This window comes from Photobacterium sp. ABD4_091, from assembly GCF_056160145.1.
In genome coordinates, this window is the sequence record NZ_JBSWWQ010000001.1 from 2,525,826 (window position 1) to 2,540,998 (window position 15,173).

Consider the following 15,173-nt stretch of genomic DNA (forward strand, 5'->3'; position numbering starts at 1 on the left):
TAGCTCAGAGTTGCCCCAATATATGGTACGTCCCGTTATTGCAAGTAGAGTTCAAAATAACGAGCTGATTTGCGCTAATATATTCAGAGTCAGTTAGAGACTGTCAATTAGTCTCAGCTCTATGATGAGGTGTGCGCCAGACTGTCCTCGCAAAGTGTAAAGCATGTTAAGTTGCTGTTTGGGGCAACAGGTCTTCAGTCTGGTGGTCTAACCGTTGTGTCATCTATTACTCTCATTGCAAATTCGATTATATTCTGATTTCAAAGGGCTTTTTATTGACTAATATTGCCCATGCTATGCGAGCTATCTTGTTGGCTAAAGCCACCACTGCTATGTTAAAAGGTTTTCGTTTCTTAAGTTCAACTAGCCATGAGCCAAAGTATCTTTCAACCGACTTATCTCTCCATAAAATTGACCTTGCAGCATGAATAAATAATGTTCTCAGCTCCTTATTCCCGCGCTTTGATATCCCAAGTAGCGTGGATTTGCCACCCGTAGAGTATTGAACAGGAACAAGCCCGATCCATGCAGCAAAATTTCGTCCGTTTTTAAAATCACTTGGATTACTGACTGTGGATATACAAGCACTAGCTATAACTGGACCAATACCTGGAACAGTCTGTAATTGCTTAACCTGCTCATTGTCAGCGAGAATTTTTTCGACTTTGTCAGCTTGTGAATTTATACGTTCATTGAGGTTTAGATAGTGTTCATGAAGTTCACTCAATTCAAATATGATTAGAGGTGGAAGGTATTGATTTTTATCCACTAACCACTGAAATAAACCCTTCATACCAGCGTGACCTTTGGGAAAACTAATTCCGAATTCAAGCAGGATTGAACCGATTCGGTTCATACAAGCAGTACGCTCTCGAATATATCCGCTGCGTATTTTCCGAATAGTAGAGACCACCTGCGCTGATTCGGTTTTCGCTGAAGAGAACCTCATTGTTGGTCGAGAGGCTGCTTCTGCGATTGCGTCGGCATCGATGAAGTCATTTTTATTTGTTTTAACGTATGGCTTTACGTATTGGGGAGGAATTAGCTTAGGAGTATGACCGAGCTCAACGCACTTTCTAGCAAGCCAATGAGCCCCTCCACACGATTCCATAGCTAAATTACAGGTTCATGGAAAGACAAGAACTCCAGTAGCTTCTGGCGAGTAAATTTTTTCTTGAATAATTGGTGACCATGTTGGTCATGCCCAACTAAATGAAAAGAGTTTTTACCTAGGTCAATTCCGATAATGTGGGAGTTGTTCATGTGGCACTTTCCTTTAAAGACTAAACCAGTTCAAGTTTAGCTGTAGGGAGGGACGTACCATCTCATTAAGTGAGTTTAAACATCTAATGGAGCACGTAACGGATCCTTCCCTTTCCCTACATTTTCTAATGCTTATAGATACCACACACACTTCACACTGATCTGCCACAACAAGATTGGACACCAAGTTAAGCGACATTCTTCTGTTCAAATATGACAGGGCTTAGGTTGAATATTTTAGAAGAATTACTAACTATTCAATAGGTTGGGCTTGTTATGATACATTGTGAGGATGGTTTCCCTTACATAAACTCATAATGAATAAGCAAAAGATGAAAACAATATTACTTCGGATAGCATTTATATCCCCAATACTTCTTTATGCATTTCAGTTTAAGATTGGTATTTGGGAAAAGCATTCCCAATGGGCTGAAATGGGAACAGTCTTTGCAGGTATCTATTCACCAATCATTGCTCTTATGACATTACTGATGCTTCGAAATCAGGAGATTTATCAGCGAGATATGTCCTTGATCACTTTCAATAAGCAAGATCTTGAGTACGCCTTGAACAAGTTAGAACAATATCTTGAAGAATATGTGGATGATGATACTAAGGTGAAAGATGTTCTAATTCGTGCTGTTCGAGGCCATGATTCTACATCATTACTTTTGCCATCTACTCGAGACCGTTTATCTCTGATATCAGGTACAAACTCTAGAGCTATGCCTCTATGGGTATCTATTCCTCCACTATTAGCGGGGTTAAGATCTGTTGATAAATCACCATATCGAGAAGCATACATAGGTTCGCAGTTGAAGGTGGCAAGCATTCTAACTATTGATGTTTGTGAGGCTTTGGACAAGATCTATTACTCAACATCTAACGGTGAAATAGTAGAACAATTGTTTTTCTGGAAACCTGAGTAAGATTGTACAGATACAAAAAAGCCCCTGCAAAGGGGCTTCATACATAATGTAGTGGGTGAGTGAATAGAGGCTTTGCAATACTTCAGATAATCCGCTAGAAGCTAATTTAGCAAAATCACTGGCACACTAATTGTCCAGAGGCATGCTGGCTGCGCGGCTGACTCGGATACCCCAGTTAGCTCAGATCTGCACCAAATCTTGCAAGCAGGCTTTCAATGAGAGTGCTTCTATCTTGATTTATACTTAACTAAGTTAATGGTTAAGTAAAATCGATAACTCTGCCACATACCGGCTTATGCTTCATCGATATAGGAAATGGTGATATGTTGAATGTTTCAACATATCACATAGAACCAACACAAAACATCCTGTGTATTCAGGTCAAAACGCAGAAATCCTTTGGATAAAGTTGTTAGGTTTCATATCGGTGTAATGGGAGTATAATTTTGAATACCAATATGCAGAACTAGATTAATCATGTTTGAGCAATTATCAACATCTCAATTCAAAGATATAGCCCAAGGTGTTCAGGCTATAATCATATCTCTTAGCGTAATTGTGGGTGGCATTTGGGCTGTTTTTACATTTTTAGCTCAAAGGTATGAGATTCTTATTAGAAAACAACCGCTTATTAGGCTTCGATTGGTAATAAAACAAGAAAGAATTCCTGGAAACACAGAGTATTATTTGTCAATTTGTGTTGAAGCTGAAAATGCGGGAAATATTACAAACTTCCTATACTACGGTGAAGATGACCATTTAACAGTCACACCTGTTATTATTAACTCTGATGGCAGTCGTGATTTTGGTGATTCTATTAAACGAGTATTGATGCGAGGAGATGGACATAAAGTTGATTACAATACACTCCTACCTAATAGCAAAGAAACACTACCATTTTGGGTGCCTGTTCCAGGGCCCGGCCTATATCATATCCGATTTTATGTACGACCTAATGAAGAGCAAATTCGAGCGTTAACTGCTGTAGGACATATTGGGAGAAATGCTGATATAGTAATTAGTACAAATAGGTATTTTGTTGTTGAAGATGAAAATGAAGTCTGACAAGGCATCAAGGTGACTTGTTACACTCGGCAGTTTTGGTAAGGAGTTTGTTGCGCTTGTAGGTTAGTCGTGACCTGTTCCCCGCTTTCTAAACCAAACAATATTGATTAATAAGGTGGTTTTGCTATATCTGAGATAATTCATCATTTGCTAAATTAGCAAAGTCACTGACAAGGTTTTGTCCAAAAGTTTGTTATGCAGGGTTATGGTTGTATGTGATCACCAAGCGATTCTGTCGTATGTTAACTACCAAGCGACTTTGTCATTACGTTAACTACCGAGGGAATTTGACGGAACTCATTTAGCGTACCTTTTAAAGTAATTAATGGAGCTTTAAAAGGTGCTAAGGATGTTCTACATGGATTCCAAATCCCAGTTCACTGTCGATATTATTGCCAAAGTTATCGACGGCAGAATGAGTATCAATAGCGCCGCAACCTTGCTCAGCAAGTCACGCAGAACAATCGAACGTTACTTGAACCGTTATCGGAAAGAAGGCATTCAATTCGTTATTCATGGCAACAAAGGCCGTGCTCCTGTTAATAAAATCCCAGAGTCGCTCAAGAAAGAGGTGCAAAACCTCATCCAGACCAAGTATTACGACTTCAACCTGCAACACCTATCAGAGCTCCTGGCGAAGAATGAAGGACTCTCAATCAAACGTGAAACCCTGCGGTCGTGGGCCCATGATATCCATCACGTGAAGCGTGCCAAGCGACGCAGAAGCCGAGTCCGAAAGTATCGTGAGCGTATGGAATCGCCTGGGCTCATGTTGCAAATGGATGGTAGCCCCCATCGCTGGTTCGGTGATGAACGGTCTTGCCTGATTGCCATCATTGATGATGCCACCAGTGATATCCATGCTGAGTTTTTCCCGTCTGAAACCACGGAAGGGTGCATGAAAGTGATGCGGGCTTATATCGAAAAACGAGGCATATTCAAAACCCTTTACGTGGATAGAGCCGGTATTTTTGGCGGCCCTAAGCGCAGCAACTTCTCGCAAATGCAGCGTGCCTGTGAGGAGCTCGGTATCGAGATTATTTTCGCCAACTCACCACAGGGCAAAGGGCGTATAGAGCGATCCTTCGATACCTTCCAAGATCGGCTTGTGCCTGAACTTCGATTAAACAAAGTCACGGATATGGCAAGTGCTAATCGGTATCTACAAGAAGAGTTCATCCCAAACTACTGGGCAAAACACGTCATGGTTCAGCCGAAAAGCGTACGCTCGGCCTTTAAGCGTTTACCAGATGATTTAGACCTCAACACTATCTGTGTGCAAAAAGAGTACCGCAAGATACGGCGAGATCACACGTTCAGCTTCGATAACAAGATGTACGTTATCGACTCGCCTATCCGTTATTCGATAGTCAACCAACAGGTGGAAATCCGCTGTCAGTTCGACGGCACCTTCTCTGCCTATTTTGGCCACCGTCGGCTCGATATAACGGAACTCGTTGAGCCCCGAAAATGCAGTGAATATGGCAAAGAGGTTCAGCGGAAAATAGAAGCATTAGAGCTCGTTGAACAACTTGGAAGTATCTCTAAAGCCGCCCGTATCCTTGGCTGCTCCCGCCAATCCCTTTACACCTATCAGAAAATAATGGCCGAGGAAGGGCCTATGGGGTTAAAGCGCATCAATAAACCCCTCAAGCGCAGTAAGAATCGCATACCAGAGCACGCAGAAGACAAGATTATCGAGCTGACGCTGCTGAACCCTCATGCGACATTAATGCAATTAATGATGGAGTTAAAACAACATGACATCACCGTGAGTATCGGCACGATTAAAAACATCTGGAAGGAAGAAAAACTCAATACTAGGGAGCTTAGGATTAAAAAATCACAATCGATGAATATCGACGTGTAAGGCGAGTGAGCAACATGGGAACTAGAATATAGGAGCATGACAGAATCGGTTGGTATTTATCCCGTCATGTTCCCTCAGTAATGACACAGGGTTATGGTTGTATGGGTTATGGTTGTACGATGCAAAGGAGTAGCCATGAGGAATGGGACTTTCTTCTATAGCAGAGTGCAGACAAGCACCAAAATATCGAGATTTCCTTTGATTGAGTTGCTGGGAAGTTGAGAATTTCGGGGTGATTTTCTCAGGTTTTGGTTATAGAAAGGGCTTTTTGTTGAGAAAGCCATGAACCCATTGGTATTGCTGGTCTCTCTCATGATTCATAAAACCAAAAATTAATTCTTGAAGTTACCCGCCTATAACCTGCCTCATTTCATCCCAAATACTTCATAGGCCATTGGTCTTATACGTTTTTTCTTATAGATCTTGAAAAAAATGCCTGCATATGGATACTTACTCAAAATGATTATATAGGGTAAGGTCATGAGTGCTCTAAGGCGGGCGTATAAGCCAAGAATCCCAATGCCAAGCCACCAGTGCTCAATGGTCAACCGCGAGACATTGCCGCGGGAGTGTGGTGTTTATGCTATATCCCGGGGGTTTGAATGTCTGTTGGTCGGTAGTGCGGAGGATGTTGGTCAAGCTCTGCAATCTCTCCATAAGGTGGGTGATGTGCAGATCACCCATGGCTGCACGGTACAGTTTTGGCGTTGCCGGGAAGAGAACCGGCAGGCGATGGAGTTGTCGTTCATCTATTCGATGGATCCAAAGTTCAATATCCATTTGCCGGACAACTTCGTTGAAATAATGCTTGATTACCTCAAGCCGGAATTGAGCCTAGCCGTGGAAGATATCGAACGCTTCTTCCAGCACTTCCAGGCCAACCGGGCTTATAAAGTCCATGAGCATGAAGAGCGTCGGCGCAAAAATGAAATGACCCGACTGGCTTATCTTGCTGCGTTCAGCGAGCTAACCGATGAAGAGCTGGATACAGTGCAGGATGCATTGGATCAGATCCGGCGTGAGCGTAGGGCGTAAACTGGGTTTGAGTGAACTTGTAAAGTGGCTGGTAAATAAGCCATTAGCCAAGGCTAGCACTGAGCCATAAGCTAATTCTGAAAATCAAAAAGCCAGCATATGTATGCTGGCTTTTTTTACGTTTGAGCAATTTGAGGGGCTTTTAGGCCGCTAGATCTGCATAGCTGCGCTGTAGGATCTCGACGATAGGCGCTGCTTTGTTGTGTTTGCGGATATCGGCAAACAGCTCTTTGGCCTGCGGGTATTCATGGCGCAGGTAGGCAAACCACTGTTTGATGCGGTTCGGGTAATACAGGCCCTTGTCGCCTTTGATTTCATAGGTCGAGTACTTCAGCAGAAGCTGCAATACATCTTCCCAGGGCATGTGCGTTTCATTGTGCTTAACCACATTGCCGAGGTTTGGCAGGTTGATGGCGCCGCGGCATACCATCAGCGCGTCGCTGCCGGTGACTTCCATACAGCGCTGGCCATCTTGGTAATTCCAGATCTCACCGTTGGCAATGATCGGTGTTTTGACCTTTGCCTTGAGCTTGCGGATATAGTCCCACTTGATGGTATCTGCCTTGTAGCCGTCGACTTTAGTACGGGCATGCACCACGATTTCATCTGCACCGGCTTGGGCAACGGCATCGGCTATTTCGTAGCAATGGCTTGGCTCATCCCAGCCAAGGCGGACTTTGGCAGTGACTGGAAAACGGGGATCGGTCGCACCGCGGACTGCCTTGACGATGTTATACATCAAGCCAGGGTCTTGCAGCAATACCGCACCACCACGGCTTTTGTTTACCGACTTGGCCGGGCAGCCGAAGTTGATATCAATACCCGGCGAGCCAAGTGCAATAGCGCGGTGGGCATTTTCCGCCAGCCAGTCCGGGTCTTGGCCTAGCAACTGGACGCGGACAGGGGTGCCGGAAGTCGTTTTGCCGCCTTGGCGAAGCTCCGGGCAAAGGCGGTAGAACACACTGCTTGGCAAGAGCTGGTCAACCACACGGACAAACTCCGTGACACACAGATCATAATCATTGATATCTGTCAGCATTTCCCGCATCAGGTGGTCAAGGACACCTTCCATCGGGCCTAGAATTACTCGCATGTGATTTCTCTTTGTGCCAATGTGCAAAAGTATAGGCGAGGGCAGATCAGCTTGATCTGCACTATGCCACTTGGGTGCGAGATTTTAGTGGGTAATGGCGGGCTTGTCTAATAGCATCCGGCCCGAGAGGGTAAATACCTTTGGAAGCTCATGCCGCTGCGCTTCTTGGGCAAGGGATAGCATCTTTTTGGCCACCTGCTCGGCTGGGATAGGGTCAAGGTTGGCAAGCGGGCCGATGACCAGCGGATGGAAGACATCGAAGATCCCTTGAACCATCAGTTCGTCTTTTCTGGGTTTGCTACGCTCGCCCTTGAGCGGCCCGGGACGGACAAAGATACAGTGCTCAAAGCCCATTTTCACCAATGCTTGTTCCATCTTCCCTTTACAGCGCAGGTAATGGGAGGGAGACCAAGGGCTGGCAAACAGGCTGGATATCACAACAAGGTGCCTGACACCCAGCATTTTCATGGTTTTGGCCACGTCTTTGACCAATTGGTAGTCCACCGCCTCTAGGGCTTTTTTTCCGCCGGCTTGTTTCTTGGTTGTACCTAGGCAGATAAATCCGACGGTAGGTGTAGGCGATGTGTCCTCCCATTCGGTGACACGCAGCTCTGGGTGGATGATCTGCTGCAACTTGTTGCCGTGCAGCGGCAGCTCCCGGCGCGAGAGGGCATAGACGGTATTTATCTCTGGTTGTTTTAGCAGAAGATGTAAGAGCTCGTCCCCGACCAATCCACTTCCACCGGCGATAATTGCACTGCTACCTGTCATTAATTTCCACCATCCTGATGATATCTCCATCTTTTTGCCACCATTTTCTACAAAGTTCAACAGGTTTGTCCTTTTGTCACCATTTTCATGCTCTGGCGCAAAAATGGTTTTGGCACTGCCAACACTCAACCCTGCCACTTGCTGTTCGTAGGGTATATAATCAGCCGACGAAACAGATATTGAGAACCGACCATGACACAATTAATGACGTTACCTCAGGCTTGGGATGGTATGCCTGCCACCTTTATTGAAGGTGCACTGCTGGCAGCTAATGCAAACCCAAAGCCGTTGGCACCAGAAGTCTGGCTACCTGTGCTGCTCACCGGTGGTGTCGATGAAGATGAGACGGTCGCGCTAGAGCAAGATGACAAAATGGCGGTGTTGAACCACTTTGAGTTGCAGTACCGCCATATCAAGGCCGGGGAGTACAAGCTACCTGAAGAACTGAGCTTCGTGAAAGCTGGTGAGCTAACAGAGGCAATGCAGCAGTTTGCTGAGGGCTTTTTGGCAGTATGGCCGCATATTGAGCCTAACTGGGCAGAGCAGCCACTGACAGACGGTACGGTGCGTATGCTGTCGGCATTGATTACTACCCTGATGCTGATGCTTGACGAGGAAAATACCCTGGCACAGATGCAAGAGGCGGGTGTTACCGGTATGCCTGCTCCTGCCGAGCTATACCCTCAGGTGTCACTGATGCTAACTGAAGTGGTAATGGCGGCTGATGATCTGCAGCAGGGTAATGCGGCACAGGCTGTAAACCCATTCAAGGAAACAGGGCGAAACGATCTTTGCCCTTGCGGTAGCGGCAAGAAATTCAAGCAGTGCTGTGGTCAGTAAAGTGACAACTACTGAGCCCAACAAAGAAAAAACGGTGATCCTGGTGGTTGCGGGTGTGATTGAAAAACAGGGACGGTACCTGCTTGCCCAGCGTTTCGATCATGCCAGCCAAGGCGGCTTGTGGGAATTTCCCGGCGGCAAGGTAGAACCTGGTGAAACCGATGCACAAGCCTTGGAGCGTGAGCTGCGAGAAGAGTTGGCCATTGAAACAACGACTGGGCAGTTCCTGGCAGACAGTGTGTTTGACTATGGTGATAAGGTTATCCACCTAAAAGGCTACCTGACCCATTGGCTCTCGGGTGAGCTAGTGCTCCACAGCCATCAAGATGCCAAGTGGGTGGTGTTAGGTGAAATCGATAGCTATTCCCTTTGCCCTGCAGATTATCCCATCGTTAATGAACTGGGGCGCTTTCTCTGTAAGTAACGTCTGCAAGCAAGCATTTGTAGCAAGCACCCGCAACAAGCATCTGCAACAAACATCCGCATAAAACATCGTGTCCTATCTACAGTCATCAACCCTGGCACTTGCTGGGGTTTTTTTATGTGAATCCTTATCCCTGCGCCATAGCTATATTTATCTCTGCGTCATAGCTTAAAAAGGGCGCAATAAATGGTTTTTATTGCGGCTTTATAGTGTTTACATACCATTTGATGAATAACCTTCTATCTTTTTTGAAATTTATGCCTTTCAGTGCTGACTTAAATTCATGCCTTTGCAAGGTGTAGAAGATGCGCTACAGGTATTCGCTGATGTTTGATTTTAATTTGTTTAAAAACAGTGGTTTAATCTTTTATTTATCACGCTTCATTTTCTTGGGTTATGTTAAGCCGAATATTGCACCTGAATAATTTTATCAATGAAACTCAATGATAGCTGTTAAAACCAACATTAAACTTAACTCACGGGCTGTCTGTTAGCTTAGTAAAGTGATGGTTTTGGCGGTTAGAGTTTGGTGGTTTTGCTGTTGTGGCACGTGACTGGTGCCAGTGTAGCTGATCATGCCAAATACTGAGTTGAAACTAGTTGTAAACTTACAAACAAACTCGATCTTTGGTAAGTAATTCTGCTAATTCTCTGTTTTAATACGCGCATCAACTGGGTTGTTGGGTTTTATCCAGTTTATCTAACTGCATTGATTTTAATCCTTGGTCTTATTTACTGTATTTTGAGGTTTGGTTATGTCTGTTAAAGGGCCATTTAACGTAAGAAGTGCTGCTGCTGATACATTTGCAATGGTAATTTTTAGTTTTATTACAGGCATGATGATAGAAGTGTTCATATCAGGTATGACATTTGAACAGTCACTTGCATCAAGAACACTGTCTATTCCGGTTAATATTGCGATAGCCTGGCCGTATGGCGTGTTCCGCGACATGATGATCCGCCAAGGCATGAAGTTGTCAGCGACCGGTTGGATGAAAGGCGTATCAGATATGCTAGCTTACGTGCTATTCCAGTCGCCGGTATATGCGTGCATCTTGCTGGTTGTCGGGGCTGACTTCGATCAGATCATTACAGCTGTAACAAGTAATGCCTTTGTATCCGGTGCATTGGGTGTGGTTTATGGCCAGTTCCTAGAAATGTGCCGACGTATGTTCCGAGTGCCGGGATACTACCAGCAAGCGTAAAGACACCAGGCCTAGCTGCCGAATTAATATCTAATTCTATAGCCCCGAAGGTTTATACCTTTGGGGTTTTCTCTATTTATACCCAGTAGCGCTTCATTTTTGCCAGACTGCGGCTTTTCCTAATGCTTCTCTAATCAAAGTATACGTATTTATTTGCGTTTATCTGCTTTCAAAATGCACGAAAATGCTTGGATAAGCTTTGAACAAGCTATTTCTATTTGTAAAAACCTATCTCTGATTGTGATGAGTGTGAAAGGTTGAAAAATTGATTTACATCAAGGAAGCGATCGCCTCTCGTTTGGTTTGTTAAGTTTTTGTTTCTTTGTTTTTTGTTGGTCTTGTTTTTTATTCCACAAAATCAACCTCTTAAATTTGTATTATTATACTATGTTAATATATTGTTTTGTTTTCAGGGGTGAGATCTTTGATTTCAAAAATGGTTTTTTACAGGTGGGAATAGCAAGTTCAGGTTAAATTCAGTTACAGCCATAGGGATATTGTTCATGATTTTATTGGCATAGTTACCTCAGTCAGTTCTGCAAGCAAAACATAATTAATGGGGAAGTAATATGATTGAGGTACATTGGTCGCTAGCAGCAATGTTAGGCGTTAGTCAGTTTGTCCTGTGGGTGAAAATTGGTCTTTTCGGTCGCTTCTTCTCTTGGGTCGACCGCTGTTGCCAAGGTGTCGCCAAAAACATGTTCCGCGTTCTTTACGTAAGAATGCGCCCAACCAGCAAAGCAACAATGCAGCCAACTGAGCTGCCATACATCCTCCGAGGCAAGCCTGCCTCGATGCATTTAGGAAGCTATATCCAAATGCAAAATGAGCGAGCAGCAAGAAAGAATTAAAAAAAGCCCCGAAAGGGGCTTTTTTACATAACTAACTGCGGATCAGAGCGACATGGATGTATTTATGCGATTTTGAAATTGTATAAAGCGATATGAGTTTCGAACTGTATACTCCAGCGTGGGCTTTTTGTTTTTTAGGTCGCAGTTTCTACATAAATGTCTTCGGCTTAAATTTTCGCTGGCCTTCGGCGCTTCATCTGGATTTCCAACTGCGGGTTGGCGATCTGGATACCGTGGTGGTTGAACTTCTGCTTGATCCGGCTGTGCAGGTCGTGGGTCAGGCTCAGGCGGTGGGCGGTTTCTGCCGCATAGGCCCTGACTTCGAAGTTTTGGCTGTCGGCGGTCAGCGTCAGGAAGAAGACCTCAGGAGCCGGGTTATCCAGAACCAGTTCGCACTCGTCAGCAGATTCGAACAGTAACTTGGTGACCAGATCCGTATTGGCCGAGTAGTTGACGCTGATCGATAAGGTAACCCGGGTGATAGGGTCGGAGAGTGACCAGTTGACGAACTGCTCGGTGACAAACGCCTTGTTTGGTACGATCACCTCTTTGCGATCGAAGTCGACGATGGTCGTCGCACGGGTATTGATCTTGGCAACAATCCCAGTCAGGTTGCGGATGGTGACCGTATCCCCGATCCTTATCGGCTTCTCGAACAAAATAATCAGGCCTGAGATAAAGTTGGCAAAGATTTCCTGCAGGCCAAAACCCAAACCGACACCGAGGGCAGCAACCAGCCATTGCATTTTCGACCAGTCGAAACCAACGAGGCTCGAGCCAATCAAGATCCCCATGGTAATGGCCACATAGCGGGTCAGCGAAGTAATGGCGTAGCCTGTCCCCGGTGACAGGTCGAGGTGCTGGAGGATCAACAGTTCCATCGCGCCGGGCAAATCGCGAGCCACTATCCCTGTCAGCCAGAAGGCCAAAATGCTGAGCAATACACTGCTTACAGAGATTGAACTGAGCTCGTCGATGCCATCGATGGTGCTGGTGACATCCCACAAGGTGAGATCGCCCAGGTAGGAAATTGCCTGATAGAAATCTGCCCATACTGTCGAAAGGAAAGCCAGATAAATAAGCAGCAGTAAGGTGCGCAGTAAGCGAAGCGACTGGGCACTGATTTTATCCAGATCGACTTCCGGCTCTTCGATTTCAATCTGCATCTCATTGCTGCCGTGCAGCTCCTCTTTGTCATCTTCCAACTCGGCGATACGCTGGGCAATGATTTCCTGGCGTTTGGCTTTGGCACGCTCGAATGCCAAGCGGCGTTTCTGGATTAGCATCAAGCGCTTGACGAGGTAATAGATCAAAATGGTCACTACGCCCAGTACGGCAGAGTATTCCAGCTTGTGCATCACATCTTGCGAAGAGGAGAGGTACCCGCTAATTGCCGTATAGTTGAGCCCTTGCGGGATCAATATCAGTGTCCACCAGAACAGGTGGTGGCCGATATGCGCTTTGCCCTCGGGGAGATCGCCATAAGTCATCGGCAGCTTTTCTTGGCACATCCGCCACAAGAAATAACTGATGGAGATATTGCTGATGATAAAGGCGAGGCGGCCCAAGGTCGCATTGACATCAATATCGCTGTAGAGGTGGGCAAACTGCTGGATCACCATCATTGGCAGGTATACCCATAGCAGACGCTTATAGTGGGTAAAGCACCGGCCGATGAGCCCCTCTTCCCACTCGAAATGGCTGACGAGCAAGCCGTTAGGGCGGACTATTTCACGGATGAAGCAGAACATGACCAGCGCCATCGGCACTGTCAGTGCTTGTCCGAGGTGGTGGACAAACGGGTACTGCCAGCCACTGGAGAAGATCAGCCCCACTAACCCGACAATAATTGGGATAGGCCATGCCAGTAAAAACGAGAAGAAGACATTGCTATAGCTATAGCGAAATTTATCTTGGGTTACCTTGCCGATTTTTTTACTGGTATCGCTAAGGAAGCGCTTCCAGTATTTGCGGCACCAGCTCAGGCCAAGGATGATCACGGCAATGATGGTCAGGGCGAATGCCAGTTTGACTTTATCGGCAACCGCAGGGAATTTCACAAAGCCTATCCATTGGTAAGGCGAGAAGAACCATTTGAGCTTTTCCCAGGTGGCAGCAATCGACCGCAAGCTCACAGGGTTGGTATCCGGCGCCCAGAACAGCTGCTTGTTCGCCGAGGTTTTCAAATCGGTGAGGTTGCTGTTGAGTTGCTCGTAGGACACCTTGAGTGTCGCTTGCTGGTAGATCAGGGTATCGGTTTGGTCGATAAGCTTTTCAAGCAGGATCTGGTTGGCTTCAATGAGCGCCGTCTCTTGCAGCAGCTGATCTTCGTTCAGGCCGTCAGTGCCGGGGGCTGAGGCCCTGTCTCGCAGTGAATCGGCCAGTTGCTGGTATTCATACTTTTTGATTTGGTTTTGGGCAATGTCTTTGTCTAGCTGCTCGATAGGCGGATTGGCTGGCAAGCGGCTGATGCGGGTACGGAGGTTTTCACTGAATGCCGGGCTGAGCTTGAGCCATTCGGCCATGGTTTCCAAATCATCGGCAGCGCTGTCGACTTCGCGAATTTGCTTGCGAGTTGTCGTCAGGCTCTGTTGTACCTCCTCGCTCTGGGAAGTAATGGCCTTCAGGGCAGCAATGTAGCGTTTGTTGTTGATGGTTAGTTGGCGGAGGCTGTCAGGTTGGCCATCAAGATCCAAATCGAACTGGTCACTCTGCTCGGAGGATAAATCCGTATCAAGGCGCTGCTGTCGTGTTAATTCCCGTTGCAAGTTATTGCGGTATGCCTGCCTTGCGTCTATTTGCAGGTTTTGCAGCTGGATACGTTGCTTGACCAGTGTACGGCGGTTACCGGCACTGAGCTGTTCAGCTTCGAGCATGTATAGCTCGCTGACGTAGTATTGGTGTGAAATCTGATGGACGAGCTGCTGGTTTTTGGCATCGGGTTGGTTCTCGATTTGCCGCAGTGCTTGTTCTTCTTGTTTGATTGAGTCACGCAGTTGGGTCGAGCGGTACGAGAATTCATCAATCCCTTTTTCAATGTTGCCCAGTTCGTCCTTGCTGTTATTCCTGCTTTGCTCCAGCTGTTTTATTTTTGCATCTTGCTGTTTGATGGTGTCGGCCAGCTCTTGCTGTGACATATCGCTGAAGTCAGGGAATTTGGTGGTGGAAAAGCTAGCGACTTGCTGCCTGAGCTTTTCTGTCAGCTCGGGGAAGTCTTCGATCAGCTGGCGGTAGCTTTGGGTCTTTTCATCTAACCCAACCGCTTTTTCGATCATTCCCTTGGCATTTTGCAGGGTATCAAGCTCCTTGACGATTTCAGGCGTATTTTCTTTCGCCCCGAGCTGCTCGATCTGTTCATCGAGGGCCTGGTTCCAGACATCATAGTGCCCTTCGAGGGCATAGCCTGAGATAGAGATAAGGCTATGCACCAGAAAGGTGAAAGCGGAAAATAGCCGGAAGATCATAACACTCCAAAATACACGGCACCCAAGATTGAATGAGCTCGTTGGGTTAAATTGGCCAGAGAGATAATAGACTGATAATACGTGTTAAATTGTAGTGTATAACATACTTGATAGATATCTCGATGAGTGTTTTGCTGGACATTGGAACAATTTGAACCAATCCTAACCAGTCGAAAAAAGAATTCGGTAAAACACTTGACCCTGGTACGCTAAGTGATTACATTAGCCGCCGTTGAGACGCAAGGCGTCAAAACAACAATGTGGTGAGGTGTCCGAGTGGCTGAAGGAGCACGCCTGGAAAGTGTGTATACGGCAACGTATCGAGGGTTCGAATCCCTCCCTCACCGCCATCTTCAAATTCAA

At 46.1% G+C, this 15,173-nt stretch carries 11 protein-coding genes, 1 tRNA gene and 1 pseudogene; 9 read left to right on the forward strand and 4 right to left on the reverse strand.

Annotated elements, in window-relative coordinates; genetic code table 11:
- Positions 1-247: 247 nt before the first annotated feature.
- Positions 248-1,263: pseudogene (locus ACXAGQ_RS11685) on the reverse strand (IS110 family RNA-guided transposase).
- A gap of 317 nt (positions 1,264-1,580) precedes the next feature.
- Between ACXAGQ_RS11685 and ACXAGQ_RS11690 the strand changes: the two are divergent.
- The 4 genes from ACXAGQ_RS11690 to ACXAGQ_RS11705 all read left to right on the forward strand — a co-directional run bounded on the left by ACXAGQ_RS11690 (position 1,581) and on the right by ACXAGQ_RS11705 (position 6,162).
- Positions 1,581-2,192, forward strand: coding sequence for a hypothetical protein (locus tag ACXAGQ_RS11690; RefSeq protein WP_475254027.1), 612 nt, complete (start codon positions 1,581-1,583; stop codon positions 2,190-2,192).
- Between the two features lie 477 nt (positions 2,193-2,669).
- Complete coding sequence (locus tag ACXAGQ_RS11695) at positions 2,670-3,257, forward strand: hypothetical protein (protein ID WP_475254028.1); 588 nt, start codon at positions 2,670-2,672, stop codon at positions 3,255-3,257.
- Positions 3,258-3,606: 349 nt separating this feature from the next.
- Positions 3,607-5,127, forward strand: a complete 1,521-nt coding sequence (locus tag ACXAGQ_RS11700) for an ISNCY family transposase (protein ID WP_475250885.1) — start codon at positions 3,607-3,609, stop codon at positions 5,125-5,127.
- A gap of 480 nt (positions 5,128-5,607) precedes the next feature.
- Positions 5,608-6,162 (forward strand): hypothetical protein, encoded by a 555-nt coding sequence (locus ACXAGQ_RS11705; RefSeq protein WP_475254029.1) that lies wholly within the window; start codon positions 5,608-5,610, stop codon positions 6,160-6,162.
- A gap of 142 nt (positions 6,163-6,304) precedes the next feature.
- Here the strand turns inward: ACXAGQ_RS11705 and dusC are convergent, their stop codons facing one another.
- Together dusC and ACXAGQ_RS11715 are read right to left on the reverse strand one after the other, a co-directional pair.
- Positions 6,305-7,255, reverse strand: a complete 951-nt coding sequence (gene dusC / locus ACXAGQ_RS11710; protein ID WP_475254030.1) for a tRNA dihydrouridine(16) synthase DusC — start codon at positions 7,253-7,255, stop codon at positions 6,305-6,307.
- Positions 7,256-7,339: 84 nt separating this feature from the next.
- Complete coding sequence (locus ACXAGQ_RS11715) at positions 7,340-8,026, reverse strand: NAD(P)H-binding protein (RefSeq protein WP_475254732.1); 687 nt, start codon at positions 8,024-8,026, stop codon at positions 7,340-7,342.
- Positions 8,027-8,218: 192 nt separating this feature from the next.
- On the opposite strand from ACXAGQ_RS11715, the gene ACXAGQ_RS11720 reads away from it, so the two are divergent.
- The 4 genes from ACXAGQ_RS11720 (at position 8,219) to ACXAGQ_RS11735 (ending at position 11,346) form a co-directional block, all read left to right on the forward strand.
- A complete protein-coding gene (locus ACXAGQ_RS11720) occupies positions 8,219-8,866 on the forward strand; it encodes a YecA/YgfB family protein (protein ID WP_475254031.1) in 648 nt (215 codons plus the stop codon).
- A gap of 1 nt (position 8,867) precedes the next feature.
- The gene (locus ACXAGQ_RS11725; RefSeq protein WP_475254032.1) at positions 8,868-9,290 is read left to right on the forward strand and encodes a (deoxy)nucleoside triphosphate pyrophosphohydrolase; all 423 of its coding nucleotides are present in this window, start codon (positions 8,868-8,870) and stop codon (positions 9,288-9,290) included.
- 755 nt (positions 9,291-10,045) lie between these two features.
- Positions 10,046-10,495 carry an L-alanine exporter AlaE gene (locus ACXAGQ_RS11730; RefSeq protein WP_107299151.1) on the forward strand — a complete coding sequence of 150 codons (450 nt, stop codon included), beginning with the start codon at positions 10,046-10,048 and terminating at the stop codon, positions 10,493-10,495.
- A gap of 569 nt (positions 10,496-11,064) precedes the next feature.
- The gene (locus tag ACXAGQ_RS11735) at positions 11,065-11,346 is read left to right on the forward strand and encodes a hypothetical protein (protein ID WP_107299152.1); all 282 of its coding nucleotides are present in this window, start codon (positions 11,065-11,067) and stop codon (positions 11,344-11,346) included.
- A 167-nt stretch (positions 11,347-11,513) separates the two neighbouring features.
- On the opposite strand, the gene mscM is transcribed toward ACXAGQ_RS11735, so the two are convergent.
- The gene (gene mscM / locus ACXAGQ_RS11740) at positions 11,514-14,810 is read right to left on the reverse strand and encodes a miniconductance mechanosensitive channel MscM (protein ID WP_475254033.1); all 3,297 of its coding nucleotides are present in this window, start codon (positions 14,808-14,810) and stop codon (positions 11,514-11,516) included.
- A gap of 262 nt (positions 14,811-15,072) precedes the next feature.
- Between mscM and ACXAGQ_RS11745 the strand changes: the two genes are divergently transcribed.
- Positions 15,073-15,160, forward strand: a tRNA-Ser gene (locus tag ACXAGQ_RS11745).
- Positions 15,161-15,173 lie beyond the last annotated feature (13 nt).

Coding starts and splice junctions, on each gene's coding strand:
- ACXAGQ_RS11690 (WP_475254027.1), top strand. CDS start 1,581: ATGAATAAGCAAAAGATGAAAACAATATTACTTCGGATAGCATTTATA.
- ACXAGQ_RS11695 (WP_475254028.1), top strand. CDS start 2,670: ATGTTTGAGCAATTATCAACATCTCAATTCAAAGATATAGCCCAAGGT.
- ACXAGQ_RS11700 (WP_475250885.1), top strand. CDS start 3,607: ATGTTCTACATGGATTCCAAATCCCAGTTCACTGTCGATATTATTGCC.
- ACXAGQ_RS11705 (WP_475254029.1), top strand. CDS start 5,608: ATGAGTGCTCTAAGGCGGGCGTATAAGCCAAGAATCCCAATGCCAAGC.
- dusC (WP_475254030.1), bottom strand. CDS start 7,255: ATGCGAGTAATTCTAGGCCCGATGGAAGGTGTCCTTGACCACCTGATG.
- ACXAGQ_RS11715 (WP_475254732.1), bottom strand. CDS start 8,026: ATGACAGGTAGCAGTGCAATTATCGCCGGTGGAAGTGGATTGGTCGGG.
- ACXAGQ_RS11720 (WP_475254031.1), top strand. CDS start 8,219: ATGACACAATTAATGACGTTACCTCAGGCTTGGGATGGTATGCCTGCC.
- ACXAGQ_RS11730 (WP_107299151.1), top strand. CDS start 10,046: ATGTCTGTTAAAGGGCCATTTAACGTAAGAAGTGCTGCTGCTGATACA.
- ACXAGQ_RS11735 (WP_107299152.1), top strand. CDS start 11,065: ATGATTGAGGTACATTGGTCGCTAGCAGCAATGTTAGGCGTTAGTCAG.
- mscM (WP_475254033.1), bottom strand. CDS start 14,810: ATGATCTTCCGGCTATTTTCCGCTTTCACCTTTCTGGTGCATAGCCTT.